The sequence below is a fragment of the Pandoraea sp. LA3 genome (assembly GCF_022696215.1).
In the GTDB taxonomy this organism is placed as follows: domain Bacteria; phylum Pseudomonadota; class Gammaproteobacteria; order Burkholderiales; family Burkholderiaceae; genus Pandoraea; species Pandoraea capi.
In genome coordinates, this window is the sequence record NZ_PTPY01000036.1 from 511,965 (window position 1) to 537,779 (window position 25,815).

Annotated in this window: 26 protein-coding genes and 1 riboswitch; of the genes, 21 read left to right on the forward strand and 5 right to left on the reverse strand. The window is 63.3% G+C overall.

All coding sequences use genetic code 11. The annotated features are described in order from the left end of the window. Window positions 1–95 precede the first annotated feature (95 nt). The 7 genes from C5N93_RS20700 to C5N93_RS20730 all read left to right on the forward strand — a co-directional run bounded on the left by C5N93_RS20700 (window position 96) and on the right by C5N93_RS20730 (window position 8,242). On the forward strand, window positions 96–1,175 hold the full coding sequence (locus C5N93_RS20700) for a porin (protein ID WP_242560724.1): 1,080 nt from the start codon (window positions 96–98) through the stop codon (window positions 1,173–1,175). Window positions 1,176–1,540: 365 nt separating this feature from the next. Continuing rightward, window positions 1,541–2,929 carry an MFS transporter gene (locus C5N93_RS20705; protein ID WP_242560725.1) on the forward strand — a complete coding sequence of 463 codons (1,389 nt, stop codon included), beginning with the start codon at window positions 1,541–1,543 and terminating at the stop codon, window positions 2,927–2,929. A gap of 236 nt (window positions 2,930–3,165) precedes the next feature. Then, window positions 3,166–3,966 carry an HAD-IA family hydrolase gene (locus C5N93_RS20710; RefSeq protein ID WP_242560726.1) on the forward strand — a complete coding sequence of 267 codons (801 nt, stop codon included), beginning with the start codon at window positions 3,166–3,168 and terminating at the stop codon, window positions 3,964–3,966. A gap of 13 nt (window positions 3,967–3,979) precedes the next feature. Beyond that, on the forward strand, window positions 3,980–4,636 hold the full coding sequence (gene slmA, locus C5N93_RS20715) for a nucleoid occlusion factor SlmA (protein WP_063389806.1): 657 nt from the start codon (window positions 3,980–3,982) through the stop codon (window positions 4,634–4,636). A gap of 319 nt (window positions 4,637–4,955) precedes the next feature. Then, on the forward strand, window positions 4,956–6,161 hold the full coding sequence (locus C5N93_RS20720) for a homoserine O-acetyltransferase (RefSeq protein WP_242560727.1): 1,206 nt from the start codon (window positions 4,956–4,958) through the stop codon (window positions 6,159–6,161). Continuing rightward, window positions 6,158–6,841 carry a methionine biosynthesis protein MetW gene (gene metW / locus C5N93_RS20725; protein ID WP_240493506.1) on the forward strand — a complete coding sequence of 228 codons (684 nt, stop codon included), beginning with the start codon at window positions 6,158–6,160 and terminating at the stop codon, window positions 6,839–6,841. The genes C5N93_RS20720 and metW overlap by 4 nt, the downstream gene beginning before the upstream one ends. Window positions 6,842–6,946: 105 nt before the next feature. Continuing rightward, entirely contained in the window at window positions 6,947–8,242 is a 1,296-nt protein-coding gene (locus C5N93_RS20730) for an AmpG family muropeptide MFS transporter (protein WP_150720829.1), read from the forward strand. Between the two features lie 100 nt (window positions 8,243–8,342). Here the strand turns inward: C5N93_RS20730 and C5N93_RS20735 are convergent, their stop codons facing one another. Both C5N93_RS20735 and C5N93_RS20740 read right to left on the reverse strand, forming a co-directional pair. Continuing rightward, entirely contained in the window at window positions 8,343–9,116 is a 774-nt protein-coding gene (locus C5N93_RS20735) for an exodeoxyribonuclease III (RefSeq protein WP_242560728.1), read from the reverse strand. A 214-nt stretch (window positions 9,117–9,330) separates the two neighbouring features. Further along, window positions 9,331–10,275, reverse strand: a complete 945-nt coding sequence (locus tag C5N93_RS20740; protein ID WP_069342034.1) for a LysR family transcriptional regulator — start codon at window positions 10,273–10,275, stop codon at window positions 9,331–9,333. Window positions 10,276–10,473: 198 nt separating this feature from the next. On the opposite strand from C5N93_RS20740, the gene C5N93_RS20745 reads away from it, so the two are divergent. The 14 genes from C5N93_RS20745 (at window position 10,474) to C5N93_RS20810 (ending at window position 23,523) form a co-directional block, all read left to right on the forward strand. After that, on the forward strand, window positions 10,474–10,929 hold the full coding sequence (locus C5N93_RS20745) for a CidA/LrgA family protein (RefSeq protein WP_242560729.1): 456 nt from the start codon (window positions 10,474–10,476) through the stop codon (window positions 10,927–10,929). A 55-nt stretch (window positions 10,930–10,984) separates the two neighbouring features. After that, window positions 10,985–11,668, forward strand: coding sequence for an LrgB family protein (locus tag C5N93_RS20750; protein ID WP_069342036.1), 684 nt, complete (start codon window positions 10,985–10,987; stop codon window positions 11,666–11,668). Window positions 11,669–11,734: 66 nt separating this feature from the next. Next, a riboswitch (S-adenosyl-L-homocysteine riboswitch) is annotated at window positions 11,735–11,860 on the forward strand. Window positions 11,861–11,891: 31 nt separating this feature from the next. After that, complete coding sequence (ahcY, locus tag C5N93_RS20755) at window positions 11,892–13,307, forward strand: adenosylhomocysteinase (RefSeq protein ID WP_150720831.1); 1,416 nt, start codon at window positions 11,892–11,894, stop codon at window positions 13,305–13,307. Between the two features lie 204 nt (window positions 13,308–13,511). Beyond that, entirely contained in the window at window positions 13,512–13,871 is a 360-nt protein-coding gene (locus C5N93_RS20760; protein ID WP_242560730.1) for a phage holin family protein, read from the forward strand. A gap of 56 nt (window positions 13,872–13,927) precedes the next feature. Next, window positions 13,928–14,752 carry a TlyA family RNA methyltransferase gene (locus C5N93_RS20765; RefSeq protein ID WP_242560731.1) on the forward strand — a complete coding sequence of 275 codons (825 nt, stop codon included), beginning with the start codon at window positions 13,928–13,930 and terminating at the stop codon, window positions 14,750–14,752. A 26-nt stretch (window positions 14,753–14,778) separates the two neighbouring features. Next, entirely contained in the window at window positions 14,779–15,609 is an 831-nt protein-coding gene (metF, locus tag C5N93_RS20770) for a methylenetetrahydrofolate reductase [NAD(P)H] (protein WP_242560732.1), read from the forward strand. Window positions 15,610–15,876: 267 nt separating this feature from the next. After that, window positions 15,877–17,454 (forward strand): ABC transporter substrate-binding protein, encoded by a 1,578-nt coding sequence (locus C5N93_RS20775; RefSeq protein ID WP_242560929.1) that lies wholly within the window; start codon window positions 15,877–15,879, stop codon window positions 17,452–17,454. 238 nt (window positions 17,455–17,692) lie between these two features. Beyond that, window positions 17,693–18,697: an ABC transporter permease subunit gene (locus C5N93_RS20780; RefSeq protein WP_242560733.1), complete on the forward strand. Its 1,005-nt coding sequence runs from the start codon at window positions 17,693–17,695 to the stop codon at window positions 18,695–18,697. 11 nt (window positions 18,698–18,708) lie between these two features. Beyond that, window positions 18,709–19,629, forward strand: coding sequence for an ABC transporter permease subunit (locus C5N93_RS20785; RefSeq protein ID WP_150720835.1), 921 nt, complete (start codon window positions 18,709–18,711; stop codon window positions 19,627–19,629). Then, entirely contained in the window at window positions 19,626–20,639 is a 1,014-nt protein-coding gene (locus tag C5N93_RS20790) for an ABC transporter ATP-binding protein (RefSeq protein ID WP_242560734.1), read from the forward strand. The genes C5N93_RS20785 and C5N93_RS20790 overlap by 4 nt, the downstream gene beginning before the upstream one ends. Beyond that, complete coding sequence (locus C5N93_RS20795; RefSeq protein WP_069342044.1) at window positions 20,636–21,664, forward strand: peptide ABC transporter ATP-binding protein; 1,029 nt, start codon at window positions 20,636–20,638, stop codon at window positions 21,662–21,664. Before C5N93_RS20790 ends, C5N93_RS20795 begins: the two co-directional genes overlap by 4 nt. An 80-nt stretch (window positions 21,665–21,744) precedes the next feature. Further along, entirely contained in the window at window positions 21,745–22,662 is a 918-nt protein-coding gene (locus tag C5N93_RS20800) for a TraB/GumN family protein (RefSeq protein ID WP_242560930.1), read from the forward strand. Window positions 22,663–22,831: 169 nt separating this feature from the next. Then, entirely contained in the window at window positions 22,832–23,224 is a 393-nt protein-coding gene (locus C5N93_RS20805; protein ID WP_242560735.1) for a hypothetical protein, read from the forward strand. After that, on the forward strand, window positions 23,221–23,523 hold the full coding sequence (locus C5N93_RS20810; protein ID WP_242560736.1) for a type II toxin-antitoxin system RelE/ParE family toxin: 303 nt from the start codon (window positions 23,221–23,223) through the stop codon (window positions 23,521–23,523). Before C5N93_RS20805 ends, C5N93_RS20810 begins: the two co-directional genes overlap by 4 nt. A 32-nt stretch (window positions 23,524–23,555) precedes the next feature. On the opposite strand, the gene ureG is transcribed toward C5N93_RS20810, so the two are convergent. From ureG to ureE, 3 genes are all read right to left on the reverse strand, one after another. Further along, window positions 23,556–24,194, reverse strand: coding sequence for an urease accessory protein UreG (gene ureG, locus C5N93_RS20815; protein ID WP_069342047.1), 639 nt, complete (start codon window positions 24,192–24,194; stop codon window positions 23,556–23,558). 109 nt (window positions 24,195–24,303) lie between these two features. Further along, window positions 24,304–25,029, reverse strand: a complete 726-nt coding sequence (locus C5N93_RS20820) for an urease accessory protein UreF (RefSeq protein WP_242560737.1) — start codon at window positions 25,027–25,029, stop codon at window positions 24,304–24,306. After that, window positions 24,998–25,810, reverse strand: a complete 813-nt coding sequence (gene ureE / locus C5N93_RS20825; RefSeq protein ID WP_242560931.1) for an urease accessory protein UreE — start codon at window positions 25,808–25,810, stop codon at window positions 24,998–25,000. Before ureE ends, C5N93_RS20820 begins: the two co-directional genes overlap by 32 nt. Window positions 25,811–25,815 lie beyond the last annotated feature (5 nt).

Sequence of the window (25,815 nt, forward strand, 5' to 3'; positions counted from 1 at the left end):
GCAGTGCCGTCCCGAAAAAGGCTGGGCCGAGGGCAATGCCACCGGTTCGGAGGGTGTGGTTTGGAGTAGCGGTATCAAAAAACAAGGGGACAGAAGTGAAAGTGAAATACGCATTGGCCGCTGGCCTGCTGCTGGGTGCAGGCCTGGCGCACGCGCAAAGCAACGTGACGCTGTACGGGATCATCGATACCGGCATCGCCTATTACAACAATGCCGCCAACGGTGGCAGCTTCGTCGGCGAGCCGACCCTCACGGGTAAGGTGCCGTCACGCTTCGGCTTCAAGGGCGTCGAAGATCTGGGCGGCGGTCTGAAGGCCGTCTTCACGTTGGAAAACGGCTTCCAGCCGGGTACCGGCGGCCTGAACTATGGTGGACGTCTGTTCGGCCGTCAGGCGAACGTCGGTCTGTCGGGTTCGTGGGGGACGTTGCTCATCGGCCGTCAGAACAACATGACGTTCTACGTCACGGGCAACGCCGACGTGATCGGGCCGTCGATCTTCTCGCTCGCGAGTATCGATCCGTACATCGCCAACGCACGTAGCGACAGCGCCATCGGTTACATGGGCAAGTTCTCCGGCGTGACCGTCGGCGCGACGTACAGCTTCGGTCGCGATGCGTCGTCGGCAGGCGGCCCGTCGGCGACCAACTGCGCGGGTAACGTCGCGGGCAACTATCAGGCGTGCAAGCAGTTCACCGGCCTGATCGGCTACGACTACGAGAACTTCGGTATTTCGGCGTCGTACGACCAGATGCGCGGCAACACGGGCGCCGCCGCTCCCCTGACCAGCTCGAATTACACCGATTCGCACTCGGTCATCAACGCCTACTACAAGTGGTCGTCGGGTCGCGTGGGTGGCGGCTGGATCCACCGTAACGTGAGCGCCGATGCCGCATCGCTGCGCTCGGACATCTACTTCATCGGCTTCACGTATCTGCCGACGATCACGTGGGCGTTCGACGCGCAAGCCATTCGCTATCAGTTGAAGAGCCGTGCCAACGCGACGATGCTCATCGGCCGCGCCACGTACTCGCTGTCCAAGCGGACGTCGCTGTACGGCATGGCCGGCTGGGTGGCGAACAGCCAGAACGGTGCGGTGGCGATTGCCGCCGGCGGTTCGGTCGTCACCGGTGGCAATCAGTTCGGCACGATGCTGGGCATTCAGCACACGTTCTGAGCGAGCGGCACCTGACGCGACACTAAGCGCGATATCAAGCGCGATATCAAGCGCAACACCAAGCGCGACATCAAGCGCGGCACCGCGTAGCGAGCACGTGTGAGGCGTCCGGGGGGACGACGCGCACGTGACGCGGTGCTGCGTCACTCCCTGTTGCGGGCGCATGCCGTGGTGGCGTGCTGCGCACCACCAGAGAGTGATCCGGCAGACGTTGTGCGGCATGACCGTGTGCAGCCGAACATTCCCCGAGCTGCACCATTGCGCATGATTTTCCTGCCCGGCCCGGGCTATGATGCCGACACAGGCACTGGCTGGCGAGAAGCGATTCCCGGGCCGAGACTTTTTCCTTTCACGACGTTTTCTCCATGAAGCCACCGATGGCCCCCGCCGCACCGCTCGCCGAAGGACTCAGCGCGAGTGCGCGCCGCATTGCCGTGCCATCCATCCTGCTGGGCACCTTCCTCGGCAATCTCGATGCCTCCATTGCCAACGTTGCGCTGCCGACCATCGCGCGCGATCTCGTGGCCGATCCGGCGGCGACCGTCTGGGTCGTCAACGCCTATCAACTGATTTTCGCGATGGCCGTGCTGCCGCTCGCGGCGCTGGGCGAGAAGCTCGGTTACCGGCGGGTGTTTCTGTTCGGCGTGGCGGGATTCACGCTGGCATCGCTCGGCTGTGCGCTGGCGCCGAGCCTGTCGTGGCTCGTTGCGGCGCGCGTGGTGCAGGGGCTGTGTGGCGCGTGCATGTCGACCATCGTCCCCGCGTTGTTGCGTATGGTCTTTCCGCAACACATGGGCGGACGCGCCATCTCTTTGCTTGCCCTGACGGTCGCGCTGTCGACGGCCGCCGGGCCGAGTGTCGCGGCGGCAATCCTGTCGCTCGGCGACTGGCGCTGGCTGTTCGCCATCAATCTGCCGATCGGACTGGTGGCGCTGGCGGCGTCGGCGCGGTTCCTGCCGCGCACGCCGGGGGCCGAGCGTCGCATCGATGTGCCGGGGGCGTTGCTCAATGCCGCGACGCTCGCGCTCATCATCATCGGTCTGGGACACATCGGTGAAGCGGGCCATCACGGCGTGGCCGCGTTGCAGATCGTGCTCGGGCTGATCGTCGCCGTGGTGCTGGTGCGCCATCAGCGCAGCCGGCAGGCGCCGTTGTTGCCGCTGGATCTGCTGCGCGTGCCGGTACTGGCGCTGTCGTCGCTCACGTCGGTGGCGTGCTATATGGCGCAGACGCTGGCGTACGTCGGCATGCCTTTTCTGTTGCAGCACACCTTCGCGCGTGGTGAAGCGGCGACAGGGTTGCTGATTACCCCGTGGCCGCTGGTGATCGTGTTCGTCGCTCCGCTGGCCGGGCGTCTGTCGGATCGCTTCGACAGCACCCGCATGAGCGCACTCGGGCTGGGGGTGTTCGCGGCAGGACTGGCGTTGCTCGCGTGGCTACCTGCCGGTGCGAGCGACTGGGCCATTGCATGGCGTATGGTGGTCTGCGGCATCGGTTTCGGTTTTTTCCAGACGCCGAACAACCGGATCATCATGATGGGCGCACCGCGCGAGCGCAGTGGCGCGGCAAGCGGGCTGATGACGATTGCGCGCACGGTGGGCATGACGCTCGGTGCCGCAGTGGTGGCGCTGCTGTTCGATCTGTATGGCGACGGTGGCGCGCGGGCGGCCATGATCTGCGCGACGGCGCTGGCCGCGCTCGGGGGCGGGGTCAGTTTGTTGCGGGTCCGGGCGAAGGCGCGGGCCGGCAGGTAAAACGACGGACGCTGTGAGCATCCGCCGCGGCTTTCGATATCTTGTATGGGGAATGTATGGGAATCAAACGACGAGGGCAGGCGGCGTAAGGCGGGCCGGGCGAATTTGTCAAAGCGGGCCTCGCGCGATAGCATCTTGCCTTGCTGTGACGGCGCCGCGTTCCCGGGCTTGAGGGACGCATTCACTGATGGCGTCGGTCATGTTCACGTATCTCCTCGCAAGAATCCGCTATCTCCGTGCCTTCTTCTCACGTTCTGAGCCGGCGACGCCGGGCGCTTCGCGCCCGCAGCGAGCACGGCACGCGCGGTCCGGTCTGGCTGTTCGATCTGGACAACACGTTGCACCGCGCGTCTCACGCGATCTTTCCGCGCATTAACCGCGCGATGACCGCCTATATCGTCGAGAAGCTGGGGTTGGGGCAGGACGAAGCCAATCTGTTGCGCTCGACCTACACGGAACGCTATGGCGCGGTGCTGCTCGGACTGATCCGGCATCACGCGATCGATCCGCATGAATTTCTCGCGCGCGTTCACGAGTTGCCGCCGCTGGCCGAAGTGCTGCGCGCCGAGCGCGGCATCGCGCGACTGCTGGCCGGTTTGCCGGGACGCAAGATTCTGCTGACGAATGCGCCCGCGCATTACGCCATGCCGATCGTCGAGGCGCTGGGCATCCGTCGGCATTTCGAACGCTGCGTGAGCATCGAGGACATGGCGGACCGTCGCGCCTGGCGCGCGAAACCGGACGCGACGATGCTGCGCCGCCTGCTCGTGCGCGAGGGGCTGGCGCCCGCGCAGACGTGGCTCGTCGAGGACACGCGTACGCACCTCAAACATCTGCGACATTTCGGCATCAAGACAGTCTGGATCACGGGGCATCTGCCGATCAGAAACAGTCTTGGCAAGGTCATGCCGCGAAGTGGCCGCCCACACTACGTGGATATCAAAGTACAATCTCTGCGCGAGTTACGGGCGTGCCTAGCGACCGGGGAAGGCGCGAAACGCGTGGCCCGGGCAGTCCGACAATCAAATCCCAACTGATAACGACCAGACGATGCAGCAGGAAAACTCTTCGAACGGCGCCGGTTACGGCACCGCCGATGCGCTGGAGGCCGCGCCAGCGCCGGTGAAGACCACCCGTCCCAAGCCGGGCGAGCGCCGCGTGCAGGTATTGCAAACCCTTGCCGCCATGCTCGAAACCCCCAAGGGCGAGAAGATCACGACGGCTGCGCTGGCGGCGCGCCTCGACGTTTCGGAAGCGGCGCTCTATCGCCACTTCGCGAGCAAGGCCCAGATGTTCGAAGGCCTGATCGAATTCATCGAACAGACCATCTTCGGTCTGATCAATCAGATTTCCGCACAGGATCAGGACGGCGTGTCGCAAGCACGCGCCATCGTGCTGATGCTGCTCGGTTTCGCCGAGAAGAACCCCGGCATGACGCGCGTGCTGACCGGCGAAGCGCTGGTCGGTGAACACGAGCGTCTGCAAGAGCGCATGAACCAGTTGCTCGACCGCATCGAGGCGTCGCTGCGCCAGGTGCTGCGTCTGGCGGCGGCACAAGGCACGTTACCGGAAACGTTCGACGCCAATTCGCGGGCGAACCTGCTCGTGTCCTACGTGCTCGGCCGCTGGCACCGTTTCGCCAAGAGCGGCTTCAAGCGCTCGCCGGCCGAAGGCGCTGAGCCGCAAGTCGCGGCACTGCTGCGCTAAGCCGGTGGTCTGCGCCCTGTGCGCAGATTACGTTATACTTTTGCAACACGCGATGAGGCCGACGCAATACCGTCGGGCCTTGTCGCGATGATTGGCGCGCCGATTTGGTGACTCGCTTGCGGGCGCGCGAATGACTCTGCCGGAGACACTCCGGCGTGGGACATTCACTAAAAATGCGGCTAAAGAGGTCGTTCGCGCACCCCGCCGTTTTTCCGTCGACCCCTTTTCCCGCACAGAACGCTTCAGGACTTCGTCCGTCGATTCGTATCGTCTTATGAATCGGCGCAGACGTTGACCGGCATGTTTCGGACAGGGATTTATGGAATCTTCAATCGGAATCGTCACGCCGCAGCGGATGCATTTCGCTGAGCCGCTGGCATTGCAGAACGGCAGCACCCTCGCGGGCTACGACCTGATGGTCGAGACCTACGGCGAGCTCAATGCCGATCGCAGCAATGCGGTGCTGGTGTGTCACGCGCTCAATGCGTCGCATCACGTGGCGGGCATCGCCGCCGACAACCCCAAGGATGTCGGCTGGTGGGACAACATGGTCGGCCCGGGCAAGCCGCTCGACACCAATCGCTTCTTCGTCATCGGGGTGAACAACCTCGGTTCGTGCTTCGGATCGACCGGACCGATGAGTCTCGACGAATCCACCGGCACGCCCTACGGCGCGCGCTTCCCGGTCGTCACTGTCGAGGACTGGGTCAACGCGCAGGCACGTGTGGCCGATGTCTTCGGCATCCGCAAATTCGCCGCCGTGATGGGCGGCAGTCTCGGCGGCATGCAGGCGCTCGCGTGGAGCATCATGTATCCCGAACGAGTGGGGCACTGTCTGGTGATCGCCTCCACACCGAAGCTTTCCGCACAGAACATTGCGTTCAATGAAGTGGCGCGCTCGGCCATCCTCTCAGATCCGGATTTTCACGGCGGCGACTATTACGCACATGGCGTGGTGCCGCGTCGCGGGCTGCGCGTGGCACGCATGATCGGGCACATCACGTATCTGTCCGACGAAGACATGGCGACCAAATTCGGCCGGGCATTGCGACGTGCCGAAGCGCTGGTCGACGATATCAAGGCCGGGGCAGACGGTAATGGAAGCGGTAACGGAAACGGCAAGGACGACGGCTACCGCTTCAGCTTCGACGTGGAGTTCGAAGTCGAGTCTTACCTGCGCTATCAGGGCGACAAGTTCGCCGAGTATTTCGACGCCAACACGTACCTGCTGATCACGCGCGCGCTCGACTATTTCGACCCGGCGCGCACGGTCGGCGGCGATCTGGCGAAGGCGCTGTCGCACACGACGGCGAAGTATCTGATCGTGTCGTTCACGACCGACTGGCGTTTCGCGCCGACGCGTTCGCGCGAGATCGTCAAGGCGCTGCTCGATACGCGTCGCACGGTCAGCTACGCCGAAATCGATGCGCCGCACGGTCACGATGCTTTCCTGCTTACCGATTCGCGTTACCACAATCTGGTGCGCGCCTATTACGAACGTATCGCCCAGGAGGTCGGGGTATGAGTCAGTCCACCATTTCGGCGAACGGCGTAGGCGGTGTGTCGCTCAGTGCGCAGGCGGCGCAACTGGCGGCGTCGCGCGATCGTATCTCGGCGTCGCTCGCGGATCGTCCCGACTTCCGGGTCATCGCACGATGGATCGAACCGTCGTCGCAGGTCCTCGATCTCGGGTGTAGTGACGGGTCGTTGCTGCGTCTGCTGACCGATGAACTCGGTGTGAGCGGGTACGGCATCGAGATCGACGACGCGGGCGTGCTGGCGTCGGCGCAGCGCGGCATCAACGTCGTTCAGCAAAATATGGAAGACGGCCTGAAGCTCTTCGAGGATCAGAGCTTCGACACGGTCATTCTGTCGCAGACGTTGCAGACCATTCACCGCACGGCGGACATCTTGCGTGAGACGGTGCGCGTGGGACGCGAAGCCATCGTCTCTTTCCCGAATTTCGGCTACTGGCCGCATCGTCTGTCGGTGTTGCAGGGACGTATGCCGGTGTCGAAAAGCTTGCCGTTCCAGTGGCACAACACGCCGAACGTGCGTGTGCTGACGATCAAGGATTTCGAGGCGCTGGCGCCGGACGTCGGTGTGAAAATTCTGGATCGTGCGGTGTTGCATAACGGGCGACTCGTGTCGGTGGGCGCGAACTGGCGTGGTAGTCTTGCGGTCTATCGCGTCAAGCGTTCCTGAACCGACGGCAGCGTGCGGGGCAGCGTAGCGCCGGGCCCCTGACGGAAGCAGACACGGGGGCCGGGTGCCATGCACCGCAGGCGGCTGGCCCCAACTGTCCTTTCCATGACCGATTCGCTGCGGCCCGACGACGGGCGCGTCTTTCACCCCACGCGGATGCTCATCTGCGTGATTCTCGGGTTCACCTCCGGTCTGCCGCTTTTCATCCTGCTCAATCTCGTGCAGGCATGGTTGCGCAGCGAGCATGTCGATCTGAAGTCGATCGGTCTGTTCGCACTGATTCAGTTCCCCTACACCTGGAAGTTTCTGTGGGCGCCGCTCATGGATCGTTTCGCGCCCAATCTGCTGGGCTGGAAACCGGGGCGGCGTCGCGGCTGGATGTTCATCACGCAGTTGCTGGTGGCCGGGGCGGTGGCGATCATGGGGACGTATTCGCCGCAGCGCGATCTGATGACGATTGCGGCGCTCGCGGCGGCGCTGGCATTCTTCAGTGCAAGTCTCGACATCTGTCTGGATGCCTACCGGCGCGAGCTGCTGTCCGACCGTGAGCAGGGGCTGGGTACGGCGATGCACGTGAATGCCTACAAGGTGGCGGGTCTGGTGCCGGGATCGCTTGCGCTGATCATGGCCGACCATCTGCCGTGGTCGCAGGTGTTTTTTGCGACGGCAGCGTTCATGCTGCCGGGCATCGTGATGACGCTGGTGGTGAAGGAGCCGGAGATTCGCGGCACGCCGCCGAAGACGTTGCGCGAGGCGGTGGTCGAGCCGTTCCATGAATTCGTGACACGCGGCGGGTGGTCGCAGGCGTTGCTGGTGCTGGCGTTCATCTTTCTGTACAAGCTGGGCGATTCGATGGCGACGTCGCTGGCCACGTCGTTCTATCTGGATCTGGGTTTCACGAAGACGCAGATCGGCGTGGTCGCGAAGGCGACGAGTCTGTGGGCGAGCGTGGCGGGCGGCATCATCGGCGGGATCTGGCTGATCAAGCTGGGCATCAACCGGGGGCTGTGGGTGTTCGGCGTGCTGCAACTGGTGTCGGTACTGGGCTTCGCATGGCTGGCGGAAGCGGGCGCGGTGGTGGCGGGGTTGGGGGCGGTAATCGCGTTCGAGGCGTTCACGGCGGGGTTGGGGACGGCCGCGTTCACGGCCTACATTGCGCGCACGACCGACCCGCGCTACACGGCAACGCAGTTCGCGTTGTTCACGAGTCTGGCGTCGGTGCCGCGCACGTTCGCGAATGCGGGTACGGGCTACATCGTGGACGGTGTGGGCTGGCTGACGTTCTTCCTCATCTGCACGGCACTCGCAGTGCCGGGCATGCTGCTACTACCCAAGGTCGCCCCGTGGGGCGCCGACGACGACGGCGGTGATGGCGTGCCTGCGGCAGGTGGGGCGCGGTAAGCCTGATCGATGTGTGGAAAGCGCGAGGTAGCGCAAACAAAAAGGCCAATCCCGCAAGGATTGGCCTTCTGTTTTTCGCTTGCTGTACCTGCCGCAAGACTTACAGTGCGTGATCGTAGTCCACCGTCAGCGGTGCGTGATCGCTGAACTTGATGTCGCGGAACACCGACGTAGTTTTTGCCTTGCCTGCGATACCCGGCGTGGCGATCTGATAGTCGATGCGCCAACCGACGTTCTTCGCATACGCCTGTCCGCGATTGCTCCACCACGTGTATTGCTCGGCGCGCTGGTCCAGCGTGCGGAAGACGTCCACATAACCGTGATCGTCGAACAATTGGGTGAGCCACGCACGTTCCTCTGGGAGGAAACCCGAGTTCTTCAGGTTGCCCTTCCAGTTCTTGATGTCGATTTCCTTGTGCGCGATGTTCACGTCGCCGCACAGCACGACTTCGCGTCCTGCGGCCTTGAGCTCAAGCAGGTGCGGCATGAAGTCGGCCATGAAGCGGAACTTCGCTGCCTGACGCTCCTCGCCGCTCGATCCCGACGGGATGTACACCGAGATCACCGACAGATCGCCGTAACGCACCTCGACGTAACGACCTTCCGCGTCGAACTCCGTATTGTTCCAGCCGATGACGATGTCGTCCGGCTCGCGTCGCACGTACACGCCCGCGCCGCTGTAGCCCTTCTTCTCGGCGTAGTGGAAGTAGCCCTGATAGTCGTGCGGCTTGAGAAAGTCCGGCGTCATGTCCGGCAACTGCGCCTTGATTTCCTGCACGCAGAGGATGTCGGCGTCCTGATTGCCGAACCACTCGAAGAAGCCCTTCTTGGCGGCCGATCGCACGCCGTTCAGATTCGCGGTAATGATGCGCATGAGTGTCGAAGTGTCGAGGTGTCGCGCCGTCGTGCGACAACACGACAGCTAGGGGGAAATTTGTCAGCGGCAAGGATACCGCAATCGTCGGATGACGTCGGATCGCCCCCCCCCCGCCCGCAAACCGGACATGCCGATGTCGTGACACGTGGGGCGACCCCGGCATCGGCACGCGCCGTCGCACATGGCATGGCAGACAAACTTTCGCCTCCCGTCAGGTGCGGCGCGCTCCGCCCGCGATGGCGGCCTTGGCCTCGCCGTCGCCACCCGGGCCGAGAATGTCGCGGGCCAGCGCGAGCCAGCGTCGCGCCGCGTGCGAGAGGTAGGAGTCGCGCCGCCATGCCATCGCCAGATCCCACGGAATTTCCGGGTCGCGCACATCGGTCATCACGAAACGCTTCGGATCCAGCCGCGCGCAGAAAGGCTCCGGCAACAGCGCGATGCCCACGCCGTTGTCCACCATTGAGGCAATGAAGTCCCACTGGCTGGAGCGTCCGGCAATTTTTGGCGTGAAACCTGCCCGCTGACACGCGGCAATCACAAACTCCGAGAGCGCAAACCCTTCGCCATAGAAGACGAAAGGCTCGTCGCGCAATTCACCGAGACCGACCGAGGCGCGTCCTTCCCAGCGAGAGTCGCGCGGTGCGATCAGACGCAGCCGGTAGTGACACACCGGCAGCACCTCCAGCACTGTCGGATCCACCGGCAGCAGCACCGCGCCCAGTTCGATCTCGCCCGCGAGCAACGCCTGCTCGATGGCCCGCGATCCGGTCTCGAACAACTTCATCTCGATGTCGGGATAGTGCTGGTGAAATGCGCCGATCACCGGGATGAACAGATCGCCGCCGAGCGGGGGGATGCCGATGGACAGCTCACCCCGGGAAACGGTCTCGAGGTCGGCCAACTCCTGTTGCAACCGCGCGTGGGCTGCGAGTACGTCCTGACCGCGCTCGAAGACAACGCGTCCCGCGTCGGTCAATTGCAGCCGACGTCCCATGCCGCGCTCCTCGCGCAACATCAGCGGCGTGCCCAGTTCGTCTTCCAGTGCCTTGACCATCTTGCTCACGGTCGGCTGTGTGACGAAAAGCGCTTCGGCTGCCGCCGTGAAGCTCTGCTGTCGCACAACTTCAACAAATCCTCGTAACGCACGCAGTTCCATTTTGGTTCTCTCGAATGCACCTTAATGGTGCCGAATCGACGTAAGCCCCGTCCCGCAAGGCTTTTTCATGCACTATTAGGGTTAATACTTAAATTATTCCGATTTGGAATCGATTTGATACGATTAATTCATTATATTTATGTTGCGGTGCTTCCTATACTCCTCTCCATATTCGTGAAAACCCTTATGGAGTCCGCCATGACCAAGACGATCGCCAGCCGTGTGTATACCCGCAGCAAGGGCATTGTCAGCGTGCTCTGGCAGATTGCGCTCCTCACGGGTATCTATCTGGCAGCCGATGCTGCGTCGCGTCATTTTCATCTGCCCCTGCCGGGCGGCGTGCTGGGTCTGCTGGTCGTCGTGGCCCTGCTCATGAGCGGCGTGCTGAAGACGGAGAAGATCAAACGCGGCGCGGAGTGGTTTCTGGCCGAGATGATCCTCTTCTTCGTGCCGCTGGTCGCCGCCGTCATGCAATACACCGACCTGCTGCGTCAGGAAGGCCTGCAACTGCTGGCCGTGATCGGCGTGGGCACGGTGCTCGTGATGATCTCGACGGCGCTGGCCGTGGACTTCGCCTGCCGTGCCGAACGTCATCTGAAGCGCGCCCTCGTTCGCATTCCGGCTCGCCGTGCGCATGCGCACGACGCCCGCTGATGCCGCGCGAGTCTTGCCACACTTTCCGCGCGTCTAGCGGTTGCCGGGACTTGTCATGAATCATACGGCGCTCCTGCTGCTCGTTCTTACCGTCTTCTTCTATTACGTCTCGAAGCGCCTTTACGCGCGCTTCGGCAAGGTGTGGCTCGGGCCGGCGATTCTCGCCCCGATCCTCGTCATCGGCGTGATGATCGGCGGCGATATTTCCTATACGACGTACATTGCCGACTCGCGCTGGCTCGTGTGGCTGCTCGGGCCCACGACGATCGCCTTTGCGGTGCCGATCTACGAGCATCGCGACATCATCCGCCGTCACGCCTTCGCGCTGACATTCGGCGTGCTCGTGGCGATGGTCGTGGCCGTGGGCAGTTCGTACGTGCTCGCCCGGTTGTTCGAACTGCCGCCCGAGATGGCGCGCAGCCTGCTCGCCCGTTCCATCTCCACGCCGTTCGCGCTGGTCGTATCCGATCAGCTCGGCGGCTCGCGCGATCTCGTCGGGCTCTTTGTCATCATCACCGGCCTGATCGGCATGCTGCTCGGCGAGGCATTGCTCTCGTGGCTGCCGCTGCGCACGCGCATGGCCCGTGGCGCACCGTTCGGCGCAGGCGCGCATGGGTTCGGCACGGCCAAGGCGCGTCAGATCGGTGGCGAAGAGGGCGTCGTCGCCAGCCTCGTCATGATGATCAACGGCGTGCTCATGGTGCTCGCCGCACCGTTGATCGCCCATCTCCCGCTCTGAGAAAAAATAACCCTTCGGGCGTCGCCCCTGACGCAACGCGGCCCATCAGTTTTGCTACAATGCCGGGGTCTTGAGGAGCGTTGCGACAGCCGAAGTGCTGCCAGGCTCAAGATCCTTCCTATTGGCCCCGCCGGCCGCCGGATTACCTCCGGATCGTTGGCGAGTGGGCCCCAAGAACGGCGCTCACGTCCCAACTATCTAGACTTTAGAGAAAGGAGGCGTGATGAACGCCGTAGTCGATTCGAAGTTTTCCGATTTCCACGTTGCCGATATCAAGCTGGCCGACTGGGGCCGCAAAGAGCTGACCATCGCCGAGAGCGAAATGCCGGGTCTGGTCGCCACGCGCGCCGAGTTCAAGGCCAGCCAGCCGCTCAAGGGCGCCCGCATCGCCGGTTCGCTGCACATGACCATTCAGACGGGCGTGCTCATCGAGACGCTGACCGCGCTGGGCGCCGAAGTGCGCTGGGCCTCGTGCAACATCTTCTCGACGCAGGACCACGCTGCTGCCGCTATCGCCGCTGCCGGCATTCCGGTGTTCGCCTTCAAGGGCGAGTCGCTCGACGAATACTGGGAATACAGCCACCGCATTTTCGAATGGCCGAACGGCGAGTTCGCCAACATGATTCTCGACGACGGTGGCGACGCCACGCTGCTGCTGATTCTGGGCAGCAAGGCCGAGAAGGACATCTCGGTCGTCGGCAACCCGACGAACGAAGAAGAAGTCGCGCTGTACGCGTCGATCAAGCGTCACCTGGAAGTCGATCCGCAGTGGTACAGCAAGCGTCTGTCGCAGATCAAGGGCGTGACCGAAGAGACCACCACGGGCGTGCACCGTCTGTACCAGATGGAAAAGGACGGCACGCTGCCGTTCCCGGCCATCAACGTGAACGACTCGGTCACCAAGTCGAAGTTCGACAACCTGTACGGCTGCCGCGAGTCGCTCGTCGACGGTATCAAACGTGCTACCGACGTGATGATCGCGGGCAAGATCGCGCTCGTGGCCGGTTACGGCGACGTGGGTAAGGGCTGCGCGCAAAGCCTGCGCGGTCTGGGCGCCACGGTGTGGGTCACGGAAATCGATCCGATCTGCGCGTTGCAGGCGGCGATGGAAGGCTACCGTGTCGTGACGATGGATTACGCTGCCGACAAGGCCGACATCTTCGTGACGGCGACCGGCAACTTCCACGTGATCGATCACGACCACATGGCCGCGATGAAGCATCAGGCCATCGTGTGCAACATCGGCCACTTCGACTCGGAAATCAACGTGGCGTCGACCCGCAAGTACCAGTGGGAAAACATCAAGCCGCAAGTCGATCACATCATCTTCCCGGACGGCAAGCGCATCATCCTGCTCGCCGAAGGCCGCCTCGTGAACCTCGGTTGCGCTACGGGCCACCCGTCGTTCGTGATGAGCAACTCGTTCACGAACCAGACGCTCGCCCAGATCGAACTGTTCGTGCACGGCGCCAAGTACAAGAACAGCGTGTACGTGCTGCCGAAGCATCTGGACGAGAAGGTGGCGCGTCTGCACCTGGGCCGTATCGGTGCCGAACTGACCGTGCTGAGCGACGATCAGGCGAAGTACATCAGCGTCGACAAGAACGGTCCGTTCAAGCCGGCTCACTACCGCTATTGATCGTTCGTTGGTGTCGCCGGGCTGCCGCTAGCGCTTGACGATGGCGTCAGGCTGCCGGTGCCTCGCACGGAGGGGTGCGGCGCGCCGGCAGGCGGCGAGAACACGGTGCGGCGGCGTCAGTTGCCGCCGCGCTCGCATTTCCCTGTATTTCCCAACGCCGGTGACGGTAGACGTCCGTGCCCGGCATGCATAACGGAGCTTGCCATGCGTCTGCTGCTGATTTGGCTCATCAATGCCATCGCGCTTCTCGTTTTGCCGTACATCGTGTCGGGCGTTCAGCTCAAGGGCATCGGCACGGCGCTGATCGTTGCGGTCGTGCTCGGCCTGATCAACGCGTTCCTGCGTCCGTTGCTCGTCGTGCTCACGTTGCCCGTGACGGTGGTCACGCTGGGGCTGTTCATCTTCGTCATCAACGCGCTGTTGTTCTGGCTCGCTTCACACGTGGTCAAGGGCTTCGAAGTCTCGGGCTTCTGGGCGGCGCTCTTCGGCTCGCTGCTGTACAGCCTGATCTCGTGGATTCTGTCGGCGCTGGTGTTCGGCGGCGAACGCGCCACCAACGTCTGAGTCTCAACGCCGTCACGCCATCGTGTCGGCGGTTATTTGCAGGAAACCCGTAAGTCATGTCGCAAGCTCTTCGTGCCGATCAGGCCCTCGTCTCCCGGGGGCTTGCCGCGTCGCGCACCGTCGCCCAACGTCTGATCGATGCCGGTCGCGTGTATTACGCGGGCACGGAAACGGCGCTCAAGAAGTCCAGCCAGCCGGTGGCGAGCGACGAAGTGCTGGAAGTGCGTGCGGCGGCCGACGGCCTGCCGGGTGAAGATCGCTACGTGTCGCGCGGTGGCCTGAAACTCGCCGGCGCGCTGATACAGACGGGACTCGACGTGACGGGGCGTGTGGCCCTCGACGTCGGTCTTTCGACCGGCGGCTTCGCGGATTGCCTGTTGCAGGCGGGCGCGGCGCAGGTCGTGGGTGTGGACGTCGGACACGGACAACTGCATCAACGACTGATGGGCGAGCCTCGGCTGGTGTCGCTCGAAGGGATCAATGCACGGCATCTGTCGCGCGCGATGCTCGACGAACGTCTGGCTGAAGCCACTGGCGCCACGCCAGACGACGCCCCGAAGACGGTGCCCGAAGCGGGCTTCGATCTGATCGTCGGCGACGTGTCGTTCATCTCGCTCACGCTGGTGCTGCCGGCGCTTGCACCGCTGCTGGCCACGGGCGGCGATCTGCTGATGCTGGTCAAGCCGCAATTCGAAGTGGGACGGGAGCACATCGCGCGTGGTGGCCTCGTGAAAGATACCGCGCAGTACGCGCAAGTAGAGACAAAAATCCGCACCGCCTGCGAAGCGCTCGGACTGACGGTAGCCGCCTGGCTCGACAGTCCCATCGCCGGCGGCGACGGCAACCGGGAGTTTTTCGTGCACGCCACGCATGCGGCATGAGCGGCTCTCTCGATAACAAGACGATCATGACGCAACCTTCCTTCAGTTTCGAATTCTTCCCGCCCAAGACCGCCGACGGCGCGGAGAAGCTGCGCGCTACGCGCGAGCAACTGTTCCCGCTCGGCCCGAAGTTCGTCTCGGTAACGTTCGGCGCCGGTGGTTCGACGCAGCAGGGCACGCTCGACACCGTCATCGAAATCCAGCGCGAAGGCGTGGAAGCCGCACCGCACCTGTCGTGCGTCGGCTCGACCAAAGACAACATCCGCGAGATCCTCAATACCTACCGGGGTAACGGCATTCGTCACATCGTGGCGCTGCGCGGCGACCTGCCGTCAGGGATGGGCGAGATCGGTGAGTTCCGCTACGCGTCGGAGCTGGTCGAATTCATTCGCGCCGAGACCGACGACTGGTTCCACATCGAAGTGGCCGCTTACCCGGAATACCACCCGCAGGCGAAGTCGCCGCGTCTGGATCTGGAGCACTTCGCCAACAAGGTGAAGGCGGGCGCGAATGCGGCGATCACGCAGTATTTCTTTAATGCAGACGCCTACTTCCGTTTCGTCGACGATGCTTCGCGGCTCGGCGTGACGGTGCCGATCGTGCCGGGCATCATGCCTATCACGAATTACTCGCAGATGATGCGGTTCTCGGAGATGTGCGGCGCTGAAGTGCCGCGCTGGATCGCCAAGCGCCTTGAAGGGTTTGGCGACGATCGCGAGTCGATCCGGGCTTTCGGCCTCGATGTGGTCACGGCACTGTGCGAGCGCTTGCTCAAGGACGGCGCGCCGGGACTGCACTTCTACACGCTCAACGCCGCGTCGGCGACCAAGGCGATGTGGCAGCGTCTCGGTCTGTAAGGGGCGTCGCGCAATCGTTTGCCAATCGATTGCGGGTCAGAAGTCAATCCTGATCATAATTGGGTGATTTCCTATGCAAAAACACCACAAATCCTCCATTCGGTAGGGATTTGGTGTGTTGTTACGCGGGTGAAGCTTCAGTAATATCCCTCGAGAGTTCGGTGGCGTCATGCTGCCGAGCGTCAACTCAACCTCGAGGAGCCTATGAAACAGACTCTCACCCTGCGTTTGCTGTTGGCTGCAACTGCGCTGGCCGGTGCGACGGCGATGATGCCCGCATCTGCTGTCGAGCTCCCGAACAAGACCCTCGTCTACTGCTCCGAGGGCAGCCCCGCCGGTTTCGATCCGGGGCAACTCACCACCGGTACCGATTTCGATCCCGCCGACGCCATCTACAACCGGCTCATCGCCTTCGTGCCGGGTGAGACTGGCGTGATGCCGTCGCTGGCCGAGAAGTGGGATATCTCGGCGGACAACAAGATCTATACCTTCCACCTGCGCAAGGGTGTGAAGTTCCACACCACCGATTACTTCAAGCCTACGCGCGACTTCAACGCCGAAGACGTGAAGTTCACGTTCGAGCGCATGGGCGATCGCGAAATGCCGTTCCGCAAGGCCTATCCGACGGAATTCCCGTATTACGTGGACATGGGCATGCAGGCGGACATCGATCGCATCGAGATCGTCGATCCGTACACCGTGCGCTTCGTGCTCAAGAAGGTCGACGCGCCGTTCATCCAGAATCTGGCCATGTCGTTTGCGTCGATCCTGTCGAAGGAATACGCAGACAAGCTGCTCGCGGCGAACAATCCGCGTGACATCGCCCTCAAGCCGGTCGGCACCGGTCCGTTCATCTTCCGCAGCTACACGAAGGACGCCACGCTGCGCATGGACGGCAATAAGGAGTACTGGAATACGAACCTGCCGCCGAAGGTGGGCAAGCTCGTCTTCGCCATCACGACGGACGCCAACGTGCGTATCCAGAAGCTCAAGCGCAACGAGTGCCAGGTGGTGACGTACCCGCGTCCGGCGGACGTGGATGCGCTCAAGGCCGACATTCAGGCGCAGGGCAAGGCATCGAAGATCAAGATGCCCGATCAGGTCGGGTTCAACCTCGGCTATGTGGCCTACAACGTCAAGAAGGCGCCGCTCGATCGCGTGGAAGTGCGTCAGGCGCTCGACATGGCGATCAACAAGCAGGCGATTCTCCAGTCGGTGTACGGCTCGGCCGGGCAGTTGTCGAACGGTGCGCCGATGCCGCCGACGCAATGGTCCTACGACAAGAACATCAAGCAGGCCGCTTACGATCCGGAGAAGGCCAAGGCGCTGCTCGACAAGGCGGGCGTGAAGGGTGTCGAGATCACGCTGTGGGCCATGCCGGTGCAACGTCCGTACAACCCGAACGGCAAGCTGATGGCCGAGATGATTCAGGCCGACTGGGCGAAGATCGGCGTGAAGGCCAACATCGTCACGTACGAATGGGGCGAGTACATCAAGCGTGCCAAGGCGGGCGAGCATGACGCCATGCTCATCGGCTGGACGGGCGACAACGGCGACCCCGACAACTGGCTCGGCGTGCTGCTCGGCTGCGATTCGATGAACGGCAACAACTTCTCGAAGTGGTGCTACAAGCCGTTCGACGACCTGATCAAGCAGGCACGTCAGACCACGGACCAGAAGGAGCGCACCAAGCTCTACACGCAGGCGCAGGAGATCTTCACGCAGCAACTGCCGTTCTCGCCCATTGCGCACTCCACGCAGTACAAGCCGATGGCGACGAACGTGAAGGGCTTCAAGCTCAGCCCGTTCAGCCGTAACAGCTTCGCCGGCGTGTCGCTCGACTAAGGCTGGACGCCGCTGGACGAAGTGGTATCAAGCCGGATCGGGTGATCCGGACCGGACATCGCCGACGATCTCGGCGCTGTCCGGCGCACACAACAAGAAAGTCGACTGGCCCGGCCGCCGCGCCCGGGCCAGCTCGCAGCAAGTGGACAGAAGACCGTCCGAGACTGACTAACGCGGCAAAGTGCGGTCCGTCCCTGCCGGGGGCGGGCGGCGCGCGATGCCCCCACGGAACATTCCTATGCTGAGATTCGTCCTGAGACGACTAGGCATGGTGATACCGACGTTCATCGGCATCACTATCCTCGCGTTCGCGCTCATTCACCTCATTCCCGGCGATCCGATCGAGGTGCTGGTGGGCGAGCGTAATCTCGACCCCGTCATGCACGCCGAAGCGATGAAGCGACTGGGGCTCGATCAGCCACTCACCACGCAATATTTCGTCTATCTGAAGCACGCGGCGCAGGGTGACCTCGGACGCTCCATCGTGACCAACGAGGGCGTGCTTCACGAATTCTTCGCGCGTTTCCCCGCCACGCTCGAACTGGCCTTGTGCGCGATGATTTTCGCGCTGGTCGTGGGCTTGCCCGCTGGCGTGGCCGCGTCGCTCAGACGCGGCAAGATGCTCGACCACACCACCATGGGCGCAGCGCTCACCGGCTACTCCATGCCGATCTTCTGGTGGGGGCTGCTGCTCATCATGCTGTTCTCCGTCGACTTGCAGTGGACGCCCGTGTCGGGGCGCATCGGTGTCGAGTACGACGTGCCCAGCGTGACCGGCTTCATGCTCATCGACACGTTGCTGTCGGGAGACGAAGGGGCGTTCGCGTCGGCGTTCAGCCATCTGATCTTGCCGACCATCGTGCTCGGCACGGTGCCGCTGGCGGTGATCGCACGCATGACGCGCTCGGCCATGCTCGAAGTGCTGCGTGAGGATTACATCCGCACGGCGCGGGCGAAGGGGCTGTCGCCGTGGCGCGTGATCGTCGTGCATGCCCTGCGCAATGCGCTGATTCCGGTCATCACGGTGATTGGGCTGCAAGTCGGCACGTTGCTCGCGGGGGCGGTGCTCACCGAGAACGTGTTCTCGTGGCCCGGCATCGGCAAATGGCTGATCGACGCCATTCTCCGGCGCGACTATCCGGTGGTGCAGGGCGGCATTCTGCTCATCGCGACGGGCGTGATTCTGGTCAACCTGCTGGTCGACGTGCTCTACGGCGTCGTCAACCCGCGCATCCGGCACTGAGGAGGTCATCGATGAGTGACACGCCTGCTACGCTGCCGCCCCCCGCCGCGGTCACGGCGACGCCTCGCGCGCGCCTGATCCGGGAGTTCCTGCGCAGCTTTACCTCCAACCGCGGCGCGACCGTCGCGGCCATCATTCTGTTGCTGATGTTCGCGGCGGCGATTCTCGCACCGCTGATCTCGCCGCACAGCCCCATCGAACAGTACCGGGACTTCGTGAAAATCCCGCCCGCGTGGTTCGAGGGCGGCAACGCCAGATTCCTGCTGGGCACTGACGAGGCCGGACGCGACATTCTTTCGCGCCTGATCTACGGCTCGCGTCTGTCGTTCTGGATTGGTCTGTCGTCGGTGGTGCTGTCGCTGATTCCCGGCATTCTGCTCGGGCTGCTGGCGGCCTTTTTCCCGCGCTGGCTCGACACGCCGATCATGCGTCTGATGGACATGATGATGGCGCTGCCTTCGCTGCTGCTGGCGGTGGCCGTGGTGGCCGTGATCGGCCCGGGGCTTGCCAACACGACCATCGCCATCGCGATCGTGACGTTGCCCGCGTATGTGCGTCTGACGCGTGCGGCGGCCATCGGCGAGTTGCAGCGCGAATACGTCGTGGCGTCTCGCATGGCGGGCGCAGGCACGCTGCGTCTGATGTTCTCGACGGTGCTGCCGAACTGCGCGGCGCCGCTCATCGTGCAGGCGACGCTGAGCTTTTCGGTGGCCATTCTCGACGCGGCGGCGCTCGGCTTTCTCGGCCTGGGCGTGCAGCCGCCGCTCGCGGAGTGGGGCTCGATGCTCGCGTCCGCCCGCGACTACATGGAAAGTGCCTGGTGGATCGTGACGCTGCCGGGACTTGCGATCGTCATCTCGGTCCTTGCCATCAACCTGGTCGGCGACGGCCTGCGCGATGCCCTCGACCCCAAACTGAAGCGAATCGCATGAGTCTGCTCTCCATTCGAAATCTATCGGTCGACTTCGACGGCGCGCGCGCGGTCGATGCCATCGACCTCGACGTCGGTCAGGGCGAGATTCTCGGCGTGGTCGGCGAATCCGGTTCGGGCAAGAGCGTGACGATGCTCGCGCTCATGGGCCTGATCGACGCCCCGGGGCGCGTGAGCGCCGACGAGGTGCGCTTCGACGGCAAGGATCTGCTGGGCGCGTCCAAGCGTGAGCGTCGCAACATCGTCGGGCGCGACGTCTCGATGATCTTTCAGGATGCGCTCACCAGCCTGAACCCGAGCTACACCATCGGCTATCAGATCGGCGAGGTGCTGCGTCGGCACATGGGCTTGCGCGGACGGGCGCTGCGCGAGCGCATCGTCGAGTTGCTGGAGCAGGTCGAGATTCCCGATGCCGCGAACCGCCTTGGCGCCTACCCGCATCAACTCTCCGGGGGGATGAATCAGCGGGTGATGATCGCGATGGCGATCGCCTGCCGTCCCAAGCTGCTGATTGCCGACGAGCCGACGACCGCGCTCGACGTCACCATTCAGGCGCAGATCATGGCGCTGCTGCTGCAACTCCAGAAGGATTACGGCATGTCGCTCGTGCTGATTTCCCACGACCTCGCAGTCGTGGCCGAAGTTGCGCACAAGGTGGCGGTCATGTATGCGGGACAGGTCATCGAAGTCCAGCAAGTGCCGGCGCTGTTCGATGCACCGCACCATCCCTACACGGAAGCTTTACTTGCCGCGATCCCCGAGCACAACCGAGGGGTGCGCCGGCTGCATACGCTGCCGGGGGTGGTGCCGGGGCGCGACGACCGTCCGGCGGGGTGTCTGCTCTCGCCGCGGTGTCCTTACGCTGACGCCCATTGCCGCGAGGCGCAGCCCGCGCTCACGCCCTACGTCGGGCCGAGTGCTGTGGGTTCACCGCGTGTGCGGTGTTTCAAGCCGTTGCCGCATGCGGTGGCTGAGGTCTCGGGTGGTCGTTCGACGGGAGGTGCGCAATGAGTGAAACGGTTTTCGCGACACCGCCGGGAAGTCCGCAGGTGGGGGCGTCGGGTGGGAATGTGGTGTTATCGGCGCAGGATTTGACGCGTTTTTATACCGTGGGACGCGGCATGTTCCGTGGGGTGGCGAGCGTCAAGGCGCTCAATGGCGTGTCGTTCGAGCTCAAAGCCGGCCGTACGCTGGCGGTCGTCGGCGAGTCGGGGTGCGGCAAATCGACGCTGGCGCGGGTGCTCACATTGATCGAAGCCCCCACGTCCGGCAGACTCTTCGTCGATGCGACCGAGACGACGGCGGCTTCTGCGGGCGAACTGGCGCCGTTGCGCACGCGGATTCAGATGGTGTTCCAGAACCCGTATGCGTCGCTCAACCCGCGCAAGACGGTGGGACAGGCGCTCGATGAGCCGCTGGCCATCAACACGTCGCTCAGCCGCGCCGAGCGGGGCGAGAAGATCGCCGAGATGATGCGTACCGTGGGTTTGCGCCCGGAGCATGTGGCGCGTTATCCGCACATGTTTTCGGGCGGCCAGCGTCAGCGCGTGGCGATTGCCCGGGCGATGATTCTGTCGCCGGCGATTGTGGTGGCGGACGAGCCTGTTTCGGCCCTGGATGTCTCAATTCAGGCACAGATCCTGAATCTTTTCATGGATTTGCAGGACCGATACGCGACGAGTTACGTATTCGTGTCGCATAATCTCGCGGTGGTCGAGCATGTGGCCGACGACGTCATGGTGATGTATCTCGGCCGCGCGGTCGAACACGGTCCCAAGGCCACCGTGTTCGGCAAGCCGCTGCATCCGTACACCAAGGCGTTGATGTCGGCGACGCCGGCGATCAAGGCGTCCGAGCGTCGTGTGAAGATTCCGCTGATCGGCGAATTGCCTTCGCCGCTGCGTCCGCCGCCCGGGTGTGCCTTTGCGCCGCGCTGCCCGTATGCCATCGACCGTTGCCGTGAGGAAGTGCCGCAATTGCGCGAATTCGAGGGACGTCTGGTGGCGTGCCATCGTGTCGAAGACATAGAGGGATAACGAGATTGGGTGGACCACCACGCGCGACACCTGTTCGCCGGGGCGTTGCTTTGACCGGCTGGCTGCTGGGTTGCTTGCTCATGACGCTCGCCGTCACGCTGGACGCGGCATCGACTGCGGCCCCGCGCGCGGTGGTGCCGCGAACCTTCCCGTTGGTGGTCCCGGAGCCCGGTGAACCGCCGCCGGGCGCCAATCTCCCGTTCTATGAAGCCCGCAAGGGCGACATGACCATCTACGTGATGGGCACCCTGCACGTCGGCAAGCCCGACGACTACCCGTTCCGCAAAGTCGTGGTCGATGCGCTGCGCGTGTCGAAGGTGGTGGCGTTCGAGCTCTCGCCCGACGATCTGACGATGTCGCAGGACGACGTGCAGAAATACGGCATGTGTACGCGGGCCTGTCTGCCTCGGTTGATTCCTGCGCCGTTATGGCGCAAGTTGCGCGACCGGCTCAAGGGCAATCCGCCCATGCTCGCCGAGATTCGTCACATGCGGCCATGGCTGGCGGCGCTGCTCGTCGAGACGCTGGACTCGATGGGCGCCGATTTGCAGACCGAGTACGGCACGGAAAACCAGTTGGAGAACATCTATCGCGGCCGGATCGTCGGTCTCGAATCGCTCGCCGAGCAGATGGATGCCTTCACCGGTCTGACCGGGGCGCAGCAAAACGAGCTGCTGGCTCAGGAGTTGGTGCTCACCCCGAAGACGGCGACGGCGCAGGTCGAGGAGTTGCACCGGCTGTGGCGGGCGGGGGATGCCGAGCTGGTGTTCGACTGGTCGCAGAGCAAGGCGGCGCAGGTGCGACGCAACGTGGCCCTGGCCGACGCCATCGACGAGCGCATTCTCTACTCGCGCAACCGGCGTTTTCTCGCACGCATGCTGTTCCTGGCGGACCCGGGCAAGCCGGTATTCGTCGCGATCGGCACATTGCATCTCGGCGGCCCGCATGGCGTGCTGCAACTGCTGCGCGAACACGGGTTCTCGGTCGCGCAGCGTTGAAATATCGGTAGTCGATCCGACCGTCCGACCCGGTCATCGGAAAATTGGGCGATTCGCATAGGAATCGCCCGAGAAATCTCCCGACCCGATTGACTCGCCCATCCCTGACGATTAATTTGGCAACACTCGTGTGAGTGGCCCCCCGCCCAAATCCTAGTCAGGAATCACGATGCAGATTGTCGATCAGCAGAACGCCGATTCATTTGTGCGCCGCCAGCCGGTGTTCGCCCCGATCCCCGTGCCTGAGCTTTACCCGCTCAGCGCTGAAGAAGAAGCCCATATCCGCCGCGAAGCGCAGATGCTTTACGACGCGACGATTCGTGGACTTGCGGATGTCGCCGCAGGCCGCAAGTTACCGAGCGAGGTTGTCAAAACCGGATGCTCCGTCGATCTCAATCCCGAATACTTCGAGACACCCCACGATCCCGACGAGATCGATGTCGAAGAATTTTTTGCAGTGCTGATGGGGCTGAGAGATCTGGAGGCCGGACGGGTGGTGCCGGATGAGATTGTCAGTGCCGAAGCCGATGAATGGATGCGGAGGCTTCAGGAGCAACTGTGAGCGCGACGATTCTATGGTCGAAATTGGCCCAGAGGGATCGCATCATTGCCAGGACATCGCTGGCGAACTTCAATCTGAACGCCGCCCTTGCCTTCGAGAATGCCGTGCGGCGTTCAGTCAACATGCTTCGCACCTTTCCTTCCATCGGTCGGCCCGGCCACATACCCAACACCCGGGAGCTTGTCTCGCACAAACGCTACCGAATGATCTATCGCTTAATGGAGAATGAAGTACTGATCATGAAACTACATAACGTCAGTCGGCCGTGGCCGCCCAAAAACCATCATTTTCATGATTGATTAGTGTGTTACCCGGCGGCCCCCGCATCCCTTCACGCGAGCATCCCTCGCGCTTCGATAAAGCTGATGATCTCCTGAAGGCCTTTGCCTTCCTTCATGTTCCCCATCACGAACGGACGCATTCCCCGCATCTTCTGCGTGTCGGAGCGCATGATGTCGAGCGACGCGCCGACGTACGGGGCGAGATCGGTCTTGTTGATCACCAGCAGATCAGACTTGGTGATGCCCGGGCCGCCCTTGCGCGGAATCTTCTCCCCACCGGCGACATCGATCACGTAGATGGTGAGGTCCGACAACTCGGGGCTGAACGTTGCCGCGAGATTGTCGCCACCGGACTCGATGAAGACGACGTCTGCATCCGGAAAACGATCGAGCATGCGTTCGACGGCTTCAAGGTTGATCGATGCATCTTCACGAATCGCCGTGTGCGGACAACCGCCCGTCTCGACGCCGAGAATGCGTTCGGGTTCCAGCGCACCCGCGACCGTGAGCAGGCGCTGGTCTTCTTTCGTGTAGATGTCGTTGGTGATGACGACGAGATCGTAACGCTCGCGCATGGCCTTGCAGAGCATCTCGGTCAGTGTGGTCTTGCCGGAGCCGACGGGGCCTCCGATGCCGACACGCAGCGGCGGATTCTTCTTGGTACGACGGGCGTTGGCAGTTGTCGTCATGGCGAATGTCGTGGTGGCAGTGAAATTGCGAAATGGGGCTAGATGAGACGAAATATGACGAAGTAGAACGACAGCGAAGGACGCGATGCTCCGCGTCAGGCAAGCGTGACTACGAGCGGAAAAGCCGTGAGTACTGCGTCTCGTGACGCGACGCAAGAATGGCGAGTGCCGGGGAAAACGTATTGATCTGGTCGTCTGGCAGCGACGCTGCCCGATGCGCGGCTTCGACCACGCGCGCACGCAGCGCGACGATCACGCGTTGCGCCGCAAGCTGTCCGAGCGGGACAGCCTTGAGCGCACCGGCAACCTGATTCTCGAGCCAACTGAACGCATAGGCGACGAGCGTGTCCGGCAGCGCGGCACCGTGCGTCAGCGCGGCGAACGCGAATGCCGTCGGCAGGGCAATCGGCTTGATCGACGACAGGTATGCGCGCTGCTCCGCGTCGCCCCATTCGAGCGACACGGCGAGTTGCGTGAGTGACCAGCCCATCTGTTCCGTCTCCGCACGGAGTTCGGCCGCTTCGCGGGTCGCGAGCAGCCAGTCGTTGACGTGCTTCAGCGCAGCCTTATCCCGTGCTTGCCAATGACGCCACTGTCGTGCGAGCAGGGCCAGCTCACCCGTCGTGAACACACCGTCGAGCTGACTCGCGATCCATCGCTCGGCACTGGGCGCGTCGTGGATGATGCCGTGCTCGACCGCGGCTTCAAGGCCTTGCGAATAGCTGAAGGCGCCGATGGGCAGCGCAGGCGAAGCGAGATGCAGCAGCGCCGCGAGCGATTGCAACGACGCCGCTGCAACCGGCTCAGTGAGAGGACTGGCCAGACTTGCCGTCATCGGTCGGACTCACAGTAGGAGAGGCAGGGCTTGCGTCTGTCGCAGCGACTTTCTCGTCATGTGCATGACCGCAGCCTGGGCCATGCACATGTCCGTGATCGTGGTCGTGCGAGTGTCCATGCGCATGATCGTGACCGCAGCCTGGGCCATGCACATGTCCGTGGTCATGGTCGTGCGAGTGTCCATGCGCATGATCGTGACCGCAGCCTGGGCCGTGCACATGCCCATGATCGTGGTCATGGTCATGTCCATGGTCATGCGAATGCCCGTGATGCTCATGAAACACTTGCTGTGCGAGCGCGAAGTCCTCGGCGAACGTCGCATCATGCCCATGCTTGTGACCGCCGCCATAAGCGCCAGCTTCCGGCTCGAACGGCATCAACGCTTCCGCCACGTCGACGTCCAGCCGCAGCAGCATGTCGCGCAGCACCGGGTCGTATTCGAGCTTGAGATAACCGTCACCGACTTCGACAGGCGTATGACGATTACCGAGGTGATACGCTGCACGCGTGAGCGCGAGCGCAGTCGATGCCGTCACGAGCAGCACGGTCTCGGGCGCAGCCTCCACGCGGATGAAGCCACCGTCGTCAGCGACCAGCATGTCGCCACCCCGCAGCACCGTGCCGCGCGGCAGGAACAAGGCGACGTCCTCACCGGTTTCCAGCGTCGCCCGCAGACGGCTCTTGCTGCGCGCGTCGAACGGCAGCACGAGCGCCGGGGCGCGACGCGCGAGCGGTGCGGCGATGCGTCCCGCTTCGAAGCGCTTTTCAACACGACGCAGCGTCG

What these genes read in the sequence shown, in the direction of transcription:
- C5N93_RS20760 (WP_242560730.1), top strand. Translation starts at nt 13,512, where the DNA reads ATGCGTCTGCTGCTGATTTGGCTCATCAATGCCATCGCGCTTCTCGTT.
- C5N93_RS20800 (WP_242560930.1), top strand. Translation starts at nt 21,745, where the DNA reads ATGACGCTCGCCGTCACGCTGGACGCGGCATCGACTGCGGCCCCGCGC.
- metF (WP_242560732.1), top strand. Translation starts at nt 14,779, where the DNA reads ATGACGCAACCTTCCTTCAGTTTCGAATTCTTCCCGCCCAAGACCGCC.
- ahcY (WP_150720831.1), top strand. Translation starts at nt 11,892, where the DNA reads ATGAACGCCGTAGTCGATTCGAAGTTTTCCGATTTCCACGTTGCCGAT.
- C5N93_RS20720 (WP_242560727.1), top strand. Translation starts at nt 4,956, where the DNA reads ATGGAATCTTCAATCGGAATCGTCACGCCGCAGCGGATGCATTTCGCT.
- C5N93_RS20745 (WP_242560729.1), top strand. Translation starts at nt 10,474, where the DNA reads ATGACCAAGACGATCGCCAGCCGTGTGTATACCCGCAGCAAGGGCATT.
- C5N93_RS20775 (WP_242560929.1), top strand. Translation starts at nt 15,877, where the DNA reads ATGATGCCCGCATCTGCTGTCGAGCTCCCGAACAAGACCCTCGTCTAC.
- C5N93_RS20705 (WP_242560725.1), top strand. Translation starts at nt 1,541, where the DNA reads ATGAAGCCACCGATGGCCCCCGCCGCACCGCTCGCCGAAGGACTCAGC.
- C5N93_RS20790 (WP_242560734.1), top strand. Translation starts at nt 19,626, where the DNA reads ATGAGTCTGCTCTCCATTCGAAATCTATCGGTCGACTTCGACGGCGCG.
- ureG (WP_069342047.1), bottom strand. Translation starts at nt 24,194, where the DNA reads ATGACGACAACTGCCAACGCCCGTCGTACCAAGAAGAATCCGCCGCTG.
- C5N93_RS20785 (WP_150720835.1), top strand. Translation starts at nt 18,709, where the DNA reads ATGAGTGACACGCCTGCTACGCTGCCGCCCCCCGCCGCGGTCACGGCG.
- C5N93_RS20780 (WP_242560733.1), top strand. Translation starts at nt 17,693, where the DNA reads ATGCTGAGATTCGTCCTGAGACGACTAGGCATGGTGATACCGACGTTC.
- slmA (WP_063389806.1), top strand. Translation starts at nt 3,980, where the DNA reads ATGCAGCAGGAAAACTCTTCGAACGGCGCCGGTTACGGCACCGCCGAT.
- C5N93_RS20795 (WP_069342044.1), top strand. Translation starts at nt 20,636, where the DNA reads ATGAGTGAAACGGTTTTCGCGACACCGCCGGGAAGTCCGCAGGTGGGG.
- C5N93_RS20765 (WP_242560731.1), top strand. Translation starts at nt 13,928, where the DNA reads ATGTCGCAAGCTCTTCGTGCCGATCAGGCCCTCGTCTCCCGGGGGCTT.
- metW (WP_240493506.1), top strand. Translation starts at nt 6,158, where the DNA reads ATGAGTCAGTCCACCATTTCGGCGAACGGCGTAGGCGGTGTGTCGCTC.
- C5N93_RS20805 (WP_242560735.1), top strand. Translation starts at nt 22,832, where the DNA reads ATGCAGATTGTCGATCAGCAGAACGCCGATTCATTTGTGCGCCGCCAG.
- C5N93_RS20730 (WP_150720829.1), top strand. Translation starts at nt 6,947, where the DNA reads ATGACCGATTCGCTGCGGCCCGACGACGGGCGCGTCTTTCACCCCACG.
- C5N93_RS20820 (WP_242560737.1), bottom strand. Translation starts at nt 25,029, where the DNA reads ATGACGGCAAGTCTGGCCAGTCCTCTCACTGAGCCGGTTGCAGCGGCG.
- C5N93_RS20750 (WP_069342036.1), top strand. Translation starts at nt 10,985, where the DNA reads ATGAATCATACGGCGCTCCTGCTGCTCGTTCTTACCGTCTTCTTCTAT.
- C5N93_RS20735 (WP_242560728.1), bottom strand. Translation starts at nt 9,116, where the DNA reads ATGCGCATCATTACCGCGAATCTGAACGGCGTGCGATCGGCCGCCAAG.
- C5N93_RS20740 (WP_069342034.1), bottom strand. Translation starts at nt 10,275, where the DNA reads ATGGAACTGCGTGCGTTACGAGGATTTGTTGAAGTTGTGCGACAGCAG.